9 protein-coding genes and 2 pseudogenes are annotated in these 11,870 nt (G+C 52.7%); 2 read left to right on the forward strand and 9 right to left on the reverse strand.

Features of this window, described 5'->3' with window-relative positions; genetic code table 11:
- Window positions 1–1,026: IS256 family transposase (locus WMO41_RS15195; protein ID WP_349230482.1), on the forward strand; the 1,026-nt coding region annotated here is incomplete at its 5' end.
- A 229-nt stretch (window positions 1,027–1,255) separates the two neighbouring features.
- Here the strand turns inward: WMO41_RS15195 and WMO41_RS15200 are convergent.
- Window positions 1,256–2,149, reverse strand: a complete 894-nt coding sequence (locus WMO41_RS15200) for an alpha/beta hydrolase fold domain-containing protein (protein ID WP_349230483.1) — start codon at window positions 2,147–2,149, stop codon at window positions 1,256–1,258.
- A gap of 53 nt (window positions 2,150–2,202) precedes the next feature.
- Window positions 2,203–3,492 carry an SLC13 family permease gene (locus tag WMO41_RS15205; protein WP_349230484.1) on the reverse strand — a complete coding sequence of 430 codons (1,290 nt, stop codon included), beginning with the start codon at window positions 3,490–3,492 and terminating at the stop codon, window positions 2,203–2,205.
- A gap of 117 nt (window positions 3,493–3,609) precedes the next feature.
- Between WMO41_RS15205 and WMO41_RS15210 the strand changes: the two genes are divergently transcribed.
- Complete coding sequence (locus tag WMO41_RS15210; RefSeq protein ID WP_349230485.1) at window positions 3,610–4,509, forward strand: LysR family transcriptional regulator; 900 nt, start codon at window positions 3,610–3,612, stop codon at window positions 4,507–4,509.
- Between the two features lie 18 nt (window positions 4,510–4,527).
- On the opposite strand, the pseudogene WMO41_RS16120 reads toward WMO41_RS15210, so the two are convergent.
- The 7 genes and pseudogenes from WMO41_RS16120 to WMO41_RS15245 all read right to left on the reverse strand — a co-directional run.
- Window positions 4,528–4,830 (reverse strand): annotated as a pseudogene (locus tag WMO41_RS16120) (class II fumarate hydratase); the annotation flags it as partial.
- Between the two features lie 379 nt (window positions 4,831–5,209).
- On the reverse strand, window positions 5,210–5,716 hold the full coding sequence (gene xdhC, locus WMO41_RS15220) for a xanthine dehydrogenase subunit XdhC (protein WP_349230486.1): 507 nt from the start codon (window positions 5,714–5,716) through the stop codon (window positions 5,210–5,212).
- Complete coding sequence (gene xdhB, locus WMO41_RS15225) at window positions 5,709–6,596, reverse strand: xanthine dehydrogenase subunit XdhB (protein ID WP_349230487.1); 888 nt, start codon at window positions 6,594–6,596, stop codon at window positions 5,709–5,711. Before xdhB ends, xdhC begins: the two co-directional genes overlap by 8 nt.
- A gap of 12 nt (window positions 6,597–6,608) precedes the next feature.
- Window positions 6,609–8,894 (reverse strand): xanthine dehydrogenase subunit XdhA, encoded by a 2,286-nt coding sequence (gene xdhA, locus WMO41_RS15230; RefSeq protein ID WP_349230488.1) that lies wholly within the window; start codon window positions 8,892–8,894, stop codon window positions 6,609–6,611.
- Between the two features lie 77 nt (window positions 8,895–8,971).
- Complete coding sequence (locus WMO41_RS15235; RefSeq protein WP_349230489.1) at window positions 8,972–9,409, reverse strand: helix-turn-helix domain-containing protein; 438 nt, start codon at window positions 9,407–9,409, stop codon at window positions 8,972–8,974.
- Window positions 9,410–9,490: 81 nt separating this feature from the next.
- A complete protein-coding gene (locus tag WMO41_RS15240; protein WP_349230490.1) occupies window positions 9,491–10,774 on the reverse strand; it encodes an amidohydrolase family protein in 1,284 nt (427 codons plus the stop codon).
- 60 nt (window positions 10,775–10,834) lie between these two features.
- Window positions 10,835–11,764: pseudogene (locus tag WMO41_RS15245) on the reverse strand (solute carrier family 23 protein).
- Window positions 11,765–11,870 lie beyond the last annotated feature (106 nt).

The raw sequence follows: 11,870 nt of genomic DNA on the forward strand, positions 1-11,870 counted from the left end.
GGGCATTCGCCTAAATCAATCAAAAGCCAGTATGGGGAATTTCAGCTGGATATTCCAAGAGACCGCAATGGGGAATTCGAGCCAAAGCTGATCCCAAAATATCAGCGTGATGTGTCCGGCATAGAAGAGAAAGTTTTGTCTCTGTATGCCAGAGGGATGAGTACCAGAGATATCCACGATCAGCTGCAGGATCTTTATGGCATTGAACTGTCTGCTGAAATGGTCAGCAAGATCACGGATCGTATCCTGCCAGAAATCAAAGAATGGCAGTCCCGGCCGCTGAATCCGATCTATCCATTTGTATTTATGGACTGCATTCACTATAAAGTACGGGAAGATGGACGGATTCTCAGCAGAGCCGCCTACATTGTACTGGGCGTTACTGTAGAGGGGTATAAAGATATCCTGAGCATTACCGTTGGTGCCAATGAAACTTCTAAGTTCTGGTTAGGAATGCTGAACGATTTAAAGAACCGTGGCGTACAGGATGTGCTGTTCTTCTGTGTGGACGGGCTTCCTGGCTTTAAAGATGCAGCGATTCAGGCCGTTTATCCGCAGTCTGAGATTCAGCGCTGTGTCATCCATATGCTGCGTAATTCCTTTAAATATATCAATTACAACGACCTGAAAAAGTTCTCTTCTGACTTCAAGGCGGTGTACAATGCTCCGAATGAAGCAGCTGCATTATCGGAACTGGAAGGGATCAAAGAAAAATGGGGAAAGAAATATCCGTATGCAATCAGCAACTGGGAGAATAACTGGCAGGATGTAAATTCATTTTTTCAGTTTTCCGGAGAGATTCGCCGGATCATGTACACGACAAATATCATCGAAGGACTGAATCGTCAATACCGGAAAGTGACAAAGACCAAGAGTGTATTTCCGAGTGACAGTGCCCTGGAAAAAATGCTGTATCTGACAAGTGGAAATGTGATCAAAAAATGGACGCAGCGATACCGTGGCTGGGATCAGGTACTCAACCAGCTGCTGGTCCTGTATGGAGAACGTCTGAATCAGTACCTGTAAACAGAGAATGACCGGGAGCAGTAAAACAAACAACTCTCCCGGTCACACTTGCTATATTTTATTCTTTCGGCATTAACAGTATTGCCAGAAATAACCCGTCTTATTCTTGAGGCCGGGTGTGGGCAGCGCCCACGAAAAGCTGAGTAGCGGGTAGCCCATTAAAGCCAGGGGAACATCGGACGGGATTTGTCCAATGTTCCCCTGGCTTTCTCTTTGGCTTTAACCGCATTTACGGGTTTACAAGCTCCTCCCCGTCCTTAATCTGCTTTATCACATCAAAGATCATCTTCTCCGCCTCGGCAAACTCTGAATTTCTTCTGGCCAGGAAGCCGTGCTTGGCGGTCAGGAACCGCTTGGCGGTCACCGGCACGCCCGCCCGGATCAGCTGGTAGGTGAAGCGCTCCGCCTCCTCGCCGAGGGAGTCCAGTCCGCCCGTCAGAAGCAACACCGGCGGCAGCCCTCTAAGCTCCTCCTCTGAGGCGTACACTGGGGAGGCGTAGCTCTCCCGCCGCAGCTCCTTGTCGATGTACCAGTCATTGTAGAGGCGGCCGTTGACCGCCCTCTTCTTCTCCTCCTCGGACTCCGTGAAGGGCTTCTCCATCGGGTCCTTGTACAGGTCGAGGGGCGGGTAGGCCATGATCAGCTGGCAAACCGGGTGCTCCTCCCTGCGCAGGAAGCGCATCGCGATTCCTATGATCATGTTGGCGCCGGCGCTCTGGCCGGACAGGATGATCCGCTGCGGATCGATCCGGTACTGCTCCGCGTGCTGGTAAAAATACTCCACAACTCGGTACCCCTCCATCTGGGCGTACGGATATTTTTTCTCCGGCGCCGTCTTGTAGTCCACGTCCGCCACCAGGCAGCCCGTGTGCCACGCAAAGTTCTGCGAGAGAATGATGTCACGGCCCCGGTAGCTCTTCACGAAGCCGCCGCCGTGCAGGTTGATGATGAGGGGCGTCACGCCCGTCCGGTTCTCCGGCTCATACAGGTATACAGTAATGTCCGCCTCATCGCCCGGAATCTCTAACTTCTGTCTGCTCTTTACCGGGAAGCGGGCCGCCAACTCCTCGTCCAACTCAATGCCCACGGCCTCCGCCCGGACTCTCTCCAACTCCTTATCCATAGTTATAAAACCTCCTGTCTATTCAAGTTCTGTCTCTGTCTCCCGGGCAGGAATCAAAGCACCGGGAATATTGTCATGGTCCACGCCACCGACACCACGCAGGACACCGCGGCAAAGCCAATACCCTGCTTGATCATGCTGGGGATGTCGTATCCGCCCAATCCCATAATGTACGGGGTCGCGGAGGTGGACATGGGCGTCATAAACGAGCTCAGGCACGCGGCCTGGATCAAAATCATCAGTCCCACCGGGTTGCCGCCCATGGACGCGCAGGTCGCGATGGCAATGGGATGGAAAATCAGCATGGTTCCGCGGTTGGACATAAACTGGGTCAGGATGAACGGAATGATGAAGAAGATCAGTCCCAGCAGATAGTTGCTGTAGCCCACTGCGTTCACAAGCTTGATCACGTTGTTGCCGATAAACTCTCCGGCTCCGGTGTTGGAGAGGGCGGCCGCGATGGCGTTAGAGCCCACAATCAAAAACAAGATGTTGAGCGGAAGGGACTGCGCTGCCTCCTTCGGCTTCAAAACGTTGGTCAGAATCATCAGCAGGGCGCCGATTACCGTGATCTCCCAGCTGTCGAGTCCCAGCTTCTTCGCGAACATCAGCGCCAGCGCGTCGCCGAAAAAGATGACGATGGCCGCGATCTCGGCAAAATTGCTCAGATTCCCCTTCGCCGTCTTCTTGACCTCCATCTCCATGGTCTTCACCACCGGCTCATCGGGTGCAAACTTGATTGCGAATATTCCGAAATAGATGATCGAGAAGATCAGCATGGGAAGACGGCCCTTCATGGGATCCGTGAGGCCCACCGTAAACTGCGTGTAGCCGTAGCTCTCCAGATATCCGTTTAACTCCGCCGCCACCGTGGCTCCGGCCCCGAGAGGCAGAATACAGCAGGTGCAGATAATCGCAACGCCCACCGGGAACAGAACCTTGGACGCCTTTAAGCCCATGCTCTCCGACGTGGCCAAAAGCATCGGGTAGACAATTCCGAACACCACGACCGGGCTCTGGATAAACTGGCTTAGTAGCACGCCGATCAGCACGTAGCCAATCATCATCTTCGTGACGCTCCCGCGGGACATCTGTGCGATGCCGGTTGCCAGGTTTGTACAGAATTTTGTCCGGTTAAATCCGGCGGCCACCACGCACATGCCGCCCACCATGATAACGTTGGAGTTTGCGAAATACCCCAGCGCCTCCTTCGCTCCCAAGCACCCCGTGAGCGTCAGGCACATCATGGAGGTCAAAGCAATCGAGGCCAGACTGTACAAACCGCTGCAGTAACCGATGATGGTGAGGATAAAGATAATAAAACAGATGGTAAGTTGACTCATAAGTTCCTCCTTATTTAGAAAAATTTTATAGTTTTATTATATTTACCCTTGCCTTTTTTGTCTAATTCGCATATACTAAGGCTGTGTTAAGCAAAACTAATGGGTTAGGGGCAATTTATGAAAATCTCAGATATGAAAGCCATTATGGAAATCGTTCAGACCAGGAGCATGTCAAAGACCGCGGAGCGCCTGTTTATCACCCAGTCGGCCCTAAGCCAGCTCTTGTCCCGCGTGGAGGCGGAGCTGGACGCGCCTCTCTTCTACCGCACACCCGGAAAGCCCTTGGAGCTCAGCAATGTGGGGGAACAATTTTATGCGATGGCGAAGGAAGTCACCAGCACCTACGACGCGTTTTTGCTGAGTCTGCGCACCAAGCCATTAAATATTGGAATATCTATGCGGGTGGGAAAATACATCATCGAGGCCATGCAGAACGCGATCCCCAATTTTTCCCCGGAGCACTACACCTTCTCGGAGCTCCCCCTCGCGGAGCGCGAGATGGGCGTCCTCAACCACTCGGTGGACCTGGCGTTCTCCAGGCTTCCCGTCACAGCAGGCCCCATAAGCTACTTCGTGATCCGGCGCGATCCCATCGGCATCTACCTCCGGAAGGGAAGCCCCAAGGCCGCCCTGGCCCGCCGCAGGGAGGGCAGCAAATATCCTTACCTGCCGATCTCCGTCTTGGATGGGGATCCCCTCTGCCTGCCGGGCAACGCCCCGCGCATCCGGAAGGCGACGGAGGATGCGCTGCGGAAATACAACGTGAAGCCCAGCAACATCATCGACGTCAAAAACATGCCCTACATGTTCCAGGTGGCAAACACGGGAACCTACAACTGCCTCTACGCCAAGCCGATCCCCAGCGTAAACCCCGACAGCTTCTACTGGATCGAGGACTGTGATATCACTTATGACCTGGCGATCCTCTACGACAAGAATTCCGACCGGAGGGCGGAGATCGAGGAGCTCTGCCAGATCATGTACCGGTATTACGAGATGAATCCGGATTTGCCGTAGGCCTTGGCTGCGAAGATGCGAAGAGACCATCTGTTCCGGATGGAATACCTCGTCGAATTCTTCTCCGCTCAAAAAGCCCAGTGCAATGCAGGCCTCCCGCAGGGAAATGTCCTCCCTGTAAGCCTTTTTTGCCGTCTTTGCCGCGTTGTCGTAGCCGATGTGCAGGGCCAACGCGGTCACCAGCATGCGCGAGCAGTTCAGATTCTCATCCATCTTTTTCCGGTTGGCCTTGATTCCGCTGGTTCAGTTGCACTCGAAGGACCGGAGAGAGTCGGACAGAAGCCGGACGGACTGTAAAAAGTTGTAAATAATCACCGATAAGAGTTGCATTTGGAATTGAAATGCATCAGAATTTATGCTATGATTCCATCGATATATTAAAAAAGATTCCCAATGGGCAGGATGGTATTCCGTGAAAATTCCGGAATACCATCCTTTTTATTTGGAAGAAATGAGGTAATAATGTGTAATCCAATCAGTTCTTTAACCAGAAAAGAATGGACGCTATGGATCGGTTCCCTGGCTGTCGTAATGCTTTCCAATATGCTGGCAGGAAATATTCTGTGGGTGTTCGCTTCTCTCAAAAACCCGGCTTATTTACCAGTCACAGCCAATTTTATGATTTTCTTTTTCAATGACCTGTACGGCTTTGTCAGCTGAAAAAAAAGAGAGACCGCAAATGCATAATAGTTATCTGTAACTACACCTCGTCTGCTTCCGCATCCTTCCCCAGCCTTCTCAGCATGGTCTTTTTCACCGCGCGGAAGATATTCTCATATCCGGTACACCGGCACAGATGACCGGACAGGAGTTTGCGGATCTCGTCATCGGAATATTCCTTTCCGGACTGTAAGAGTTCCGTGGCGCTCATAATAAAGCCCGGGGTGCAGAATCCGCACTGGACAGCAGCCTCATCAATGAAGGCCTGCTGAATATCGGACATCTCTCCGTTCGGGCCTGCCAGGCCTTCCAGGGTCAGGATTTCCTTGCCCTCGGCCCACACAGCCAGGTAAATGCAGGAGTTGAAGCACTCGCCGTCGATCAGGACGTTGCAGGCTCCGCACTCTCCTACCTCACAGCCTTTCTTGACACTGGTGAGGCGGAAATCATCTCTCAGCACATCGGTTAAGGATGCGCGTACATCGATCATTTTTTCTACTTTCTTTCCGTTGATGGTGCAGGAAAGCAGCTTATACTGTTTACTCATGGACTTCACCTCCAGCCAGACGGATGGACTCGCACAGGGCGCGCTCTGCCAGTACCGTCGCGATATGTTCACGGAAATCTTTCGCAGCACGCCAGCTGTCTCGCGGATTGATGTCCTCAAGAACTGCCTGGGCGAACTCCTTAATTGCCGCTCTGCTCGTCTCTTTTCCGCGGATCTTTGCTTCCGCGGAAGGAGCACGCATCGGTACCGGGCCGGCTACGCCATAAGCGATCCGGGCATCCAGAATTATTTTTTTATCTTCGGAAAGCTTTACATTTACAGAGCATCCGGTGGTAGCGATATCCATGGCATTACGCATTGCATACTTGATATAATGTCCAAAGTAGCCCTCATAAGCTTCCTTCGGAATGATGATCGCAGTCTGCAGCTCGCCCGGTCTCAAATCTACCTTGCCGGCTTTGATGTAAAAGTCGTGGATCGGGATCCGGCGTACTCCTTCCGGTCCGGTGATCTCCACGATCGCGTCCCATGCATGGAGGGTTGAGGCAGAGTCAGCGGAAGTTACGCCGTTGCAGGTGTTTCCTCCGATGGTACCGATGTTGCGGATCTGGGGGCCGCCCACCATGTCTACTGCCTCACCGAGTACGTTGATATATTTCTGGATGATCGGATCCTTGGTAATATGGGAAAAACTGGTGAGGGAGCCGATGCGGATGGCACCGTTCTCCTCAAAGGATACGCCGCGCATGGCGTCGATCCCGTAAATGCTGACAAGCTCTTTTCCTGCGCGTTTTCCCTCGCGCATCTGCACCAGCACGTCACTGCCTCCGGCAATGATCTGCGCTTCCGGATGTTCCATCAGGAGCGCTACTGCGTGCTCTACACTCTCCGCTTCGTAAAGCGCCTTTAAATCATACATAATGTAACCTCCTTAGAACAAACCTTCTTCTTTAAACCGTTTAAACAGAATGTGCGGGTTCACCGGTGCGTCATTGACTGCCACTCCGGTAGCCTGGTAAACCGCGTTGCGGATGGCCGGAGCAACCGGACAGGTCGGCGGCTCACCCAGGGATTTGGTTCCGAAAGCACTGGTCGGCTCAGGATTCTCCACGAAGTAGGCGCGCAGTCTCGGATGATCCATAAAGGTGGACAGCTTGTAATCCAGCAGGTTGTTGTTTAACGCACGGCCGGTCTTCGGGTCGAACAGTAACTTTTCGGACATGCCGAAGCCGATTCCCATGCTCATGCCGCCGTGTACCTGGGCCTCAGCCAGAGCCGGGTTGATCAGGGTTCCTACGTCATGTACGTTTACGATATCAAGCAGCTTCACCTTGCACATCGGGATATCTACCTCCACCTCCGCGAAGCAACATCCGAAGGAGTAAGCGTTGGACTTGATCTGGGCGGTACTCTCCGCGGTGATGTGCTGGCTGTGGGTTACGCTGTACAGAGCCTCGGTAGCCAGTTCGCCTACGCTCAGCAACACACGGCCATCCGTCACGCGGACAATGTTGCCTTCCACAATGTCCAGGTTATACGGCGGCATGCGGGTCAGCTCATGGGCATAATTCAAAATGCGTTCTTTCAGCAACAGACCAGTCTGACGGATGGAGAAGCCTGCGGTGTAGGTCTGGCGGGATGCGTAGGCACCGGTACCAAACGGAGTTACATCGGTATCCTGACAGGAAACCACATGCACCTGATCCAGGCGGACACCCACTACATCGGCTGCCATCTGGCTGTAAGCCGTATCAGCGCCCTGACCGATTTCAGTCTCACCCAGCTGTACCTGCAGGGAACCATCCTGGTTTAATACCATACGGCAGGAAGAGGTCTCCAGGGAGATTGGCCATACTGCCGTGTTGTACCAGAATACGGACATGCCGATACCGCGGCGGATATCGCCGGTCTGGTTCTGGTATTCTTTGTATTTGCGCTCGTAATCCATAGCTGCCATGCCCTTATCCATACACTGGTTAAAGGTATCGGTGTACAGCTCATTCTTGGAAAATTCATCTTTGAAGCCCACCGGCATCAGGTTCTTTCTGCGGAACGCGATCGGGTCCATGCCGATCCTTGCCGCAACATCATCGGTGTGGCACTCCACCGCCCACATGGCCTGCGGAATACCGTATCCGCGCATGGCTCCGGCTGCCGGTTTGTTGGTAAATACCGTATATCCATCTGCCTCAATGTTGTCACACGGGTAAAGCTGAGGGAACGCGCCGACACCCTTTGCACAGATGCTGTGTCCGTGGGAAGCGTACGCACCCTGATCAGAAAATGCTTCCAGCTTACGCGCCGCGAACGTGCCGTCCGGGCGTACCCAGGATACGATGTGGCTGCAGATCGCATGGCGCACACGGTTGGCAACAAAGGTCTCCTCCCGGGGAACATCCAGCTTCACCAGATGACCGCCCAGGTTCATGCAGACCCATGCGCAAAGCGGCTCATACAGAACGTCCTGCTTGTTTCCGAAACCACCGCCGATGTACGGCTTGATGATCTGCACACGGCCCCAGTCAATGCCCAGTGCCTGGCCAACCACGCGGCGCACAATGTGCGGGATCTGGGTGGAGCTGACCATCTTGATGCGGTCGCCTTCCATCTCCGCGAAGCAGATAAAGTTCTCAATGTGACAGTGCTGCACGGTTGGTGTGCTGTACCAGCCCTCCACCTTGATGAGGCCCGGCTCCTTGATGGCTTCCTCATAATTGCCCTTGCGGATGGTGGTGTGCTTTAACACATTGCCCGGGTAATTTTCATGGATCTGCGGAGCATCCTCCTTCATGGCATCCTGTACATCCAGGACGAAGGGATACTCCTCATACTCTACTTTGATGGCCCGCAGCGCCTGGGCTGCTGCCACCTCATCCTCCGCTACGACTGCACCGATATCATCGCCATAGAAGCGGACACGGTCGGTCATGACCAGACGATCCGCCACATCCTGATGAGACGGATCGGTAGACCACGGATGACCCGCGGTCGGAAAATAATGTTTCTCCTTCAGGTCAAAACAGGTAAAGATTTTTACCACACCCGGAATCTTTTCCGCCTCGGATGTATCAATTGAAATAACCCGTCCATTCGCGATCGTGGAATGTAAAATACGGATGATATATGCGCTCTTGTCGCACAGGTCATCGGTATAACGGGTTCTGCCCATTGCTTTGTCATGGGCATCTACACGTGTTACCTTCTTCCCAACATACATTTGCTTTCCCTCCATTTGAAATCGACGTCTGCGAAGATCCTGCGTGTGATCTCTGCATTCTTTTGTTCAGGCGCGCCTTACGATCTGCCTTCGATACACTGTTCTATGTATTCCTTCATTTCAAGATAGCCGGACTGGTCAACCTGAATTTTTCCCTTCTCCAGCCTGAGCATTCCGTCCTCCTCCAGCTTTTTGATGCTGCGGTCCATCGTCTTAATGGAAAATCCGATTTCCTCTGCCATCTGACTGCGGGTCTGTTTCAGGCTGCAGGTGTTGTCTGCTCGCCCCTTCCGCTCGTATTTTCGGATCAGATACAGCATCAGCCACTCCACCCCCGACGCTTTGCCGGAAAGGATAATGACAATGATAATGCAAGGCTCTCCTGCCTGAATAAAAGTCTGGCCCGCCGCCACATCCATGGTGAACATATAATTTTTTACTTTTTCTGTGCAGTTCTGGAATAAAAATTCCATATTGCTGCGTTTTGCCATTGGCAATTCCTGAAAAATATCCACGGGCTCATCCTCCTGTTGCCCCATTGTAACCGAACCGTCCGCCGGAAAGAAAGGTCACGTGACTCTTTTTCTCAATAAATTTTATAAAACCTTCCGGCCGGCCACATATTTGCCAGCCACTTCCCGCTCATCCCCCAGGTAAATGACCCGCTCCAGGCGCTGCTTTACGTTTAATGGCTGCGGGTGCTCCAGTCTCGCGTCATCCAGAATTACGGCGTCAAATTCGTATCCCGGCTCAAAGCTTCCCACCTTGCCAAAGAAGGCTCCGCCTCCCTTAGACGCCAGATAAAAAACTTCCTCCATGTTAAGCGGCTGTAAACTCTGGTCGCTCAGACGCCAGCGAAGCTTGCTTGCCTGAATGGCATGGCGCATGGCTGCAAACAGATTTTCCGTAGTGCCGCCTGCCACGTCACTTCCCAGGCCTACCGGAATCTGCTCGTCCAGATAGCGGCGCACCGGCGCAATGCCGGAAGACAGGTTGGTGTTGGACTCCGGACAATGGGCAATGAATACGCCATTCTCTTTCATCCGCTGAATCTCCTCATCACCGGAGTAAACACAGTGGGCCATGATGGTGCGGCACTCCCCGCCAAACATACCGAAGTGGTCGTAGGCATCGCCGTAAAACTTCGACCATGGGCAGAGCTCCTGCACCCAGGCAATCTCCCCCGGATTCTCGGATAAGTGGGACTGCACCGAAAGTCCGGTCTCTTTCTGGATGCCATGTAAAAGTTCCATCAGTTCATCGCTGCAGCTTGGCGTAAAACGCGGAGTCAGAATCGGCTGTACACGCTCGTAATGCCGTTCTGCCACGGCCTGGATCCATGCCCTGGTTGCCTTGGCAGACTCCTCTGCCGAAGTCTCCCGCAGATAATCCGGACTGTTGCGGTCCATGTTCACCTTGCCGACCATTGCCGCGATTCCGGCCTCCTCCAGCTGGTCCATTAAAAGCAGCGTTGCCTCATTGTGAATGGTACCGAAAATGCAGGCTCTTGTGGTGGCACTGTGCTTTACGTTCTCCGTAAAGATGCCATAAGCCTTCTTTGCGTAGTCCAGATCCTGGAATTTACTCTCCTCCGGAAACGTGTTAGTCTCCAGCCATTCCAGAAGCTCCATATCCATATTCAAACTGCGGAATGAATACTGCGGTGCGTGAACATGAAGATCGGTAAGCCCCGGGATGATGAGCCGGTCTCCCAGTTCTTCCACCGGAATGCCGCAAAGCTGTTCCGGAAGTTCCGGGTAGATTCCCTGCACCTTTCCCTCCTCACAGACCAGATAATGCTGCTCAAGAATTTCCAGTGTTCCGATTTCTTTCGTGTATATAAGATTGCCCTTCAAGGCAAAAGTCTGTTTCTGTTTCATAGTTGTTATTATCCTTCCCTGTGTTTTTTCAAATCGATACAAGGGGTTTGAAACCTGCTCTTATCCCAGTGTCATAAACGCGTAACGGAACGCAAACACCACCGCAATGACCATGGTCAGTACCTCGACCTCGCATCTTCTGCGGGAAAGCACCTTTAACAGGCAGTAGGAGATCAGGCCCATAGCGATTCCATTTGCGATGGAATAGGTAAACGGCATAAACACGATGGTGCAGAATGCCGGAAGCGCGTTGGTCATATCGGAGAAATCTACTTCCCTGATGTTGGATAACATCAGGATTCCTACAAAGATCATACAATTCCAATGAGAATCGCGCCCTTTTCCTGTTTTGCGTGCAGCACGCCAATCACGATCAGGCCAAACAATGCAACCAGGGGCACCGCAGATCAGTGCGGTATTTTCTCCGTTTCTCCACTGTGCGAAATCCACCATGCTTACCAGTGTGGATGGATTGCTGACAACCAGTCCGGCATTCTTCAGTCCGATGATGGTGATAAAAAGTCCGATACCCGGCGTGATGGCCAGCTTGATCGGTTCCGGAATGGCACGGATGATTGCCTGACGAAGTCCAACGGCCGTGATCATAATAAACAGCAAACCGGATAAGAATACGATCGTCAGGGTCTGGTTATAGGTATATCCCATGCCCAGTACCACCGTGTAAGCAAAAAAGGCGTTCAGTCCCATGCCAGGCGCCTGCGCCAGCGGTACCTTCGCGTATACCGCGCAAAGCATAGTGCCGATAAACGCGCCGATACAGGTTCCGATGAATACACCGTTGGAAACCTTTGCTGCCATCTCCGCATTGCCGACGATGGCAAACGGATCTGCCAGAATCTGCGGGTTCAGGATCAGAATGTAGGCAACTGTGATAAAGGTTGTGATGCCTGCCAGAACCTCCGTGCGCATTGTGGAACCGCTCTGTGAAACCTTAAAAAACCGTTCGAAAAAACCTTCTCTTTTTCCCATGTTTCGTCCTCGCTTTCAGGATTTGATTTCTCGTAACTGTTCAGTACCCTCACAGTTACGGGCAAAAATCCATTGAAAATTGCCTTCGGCAATGGGATTTTTGCCT

Source organism: Ventrimonas faecis, from assembly GCF_040096075.1.
In the GTDB taxonomy this organism is placed as follows: domain Bacteria; phylum Bacillota; class Clostridia; order Lachnospirales; family Lachnospiraceae; genus Brotaphodocola; species Brotaphodocola faecis.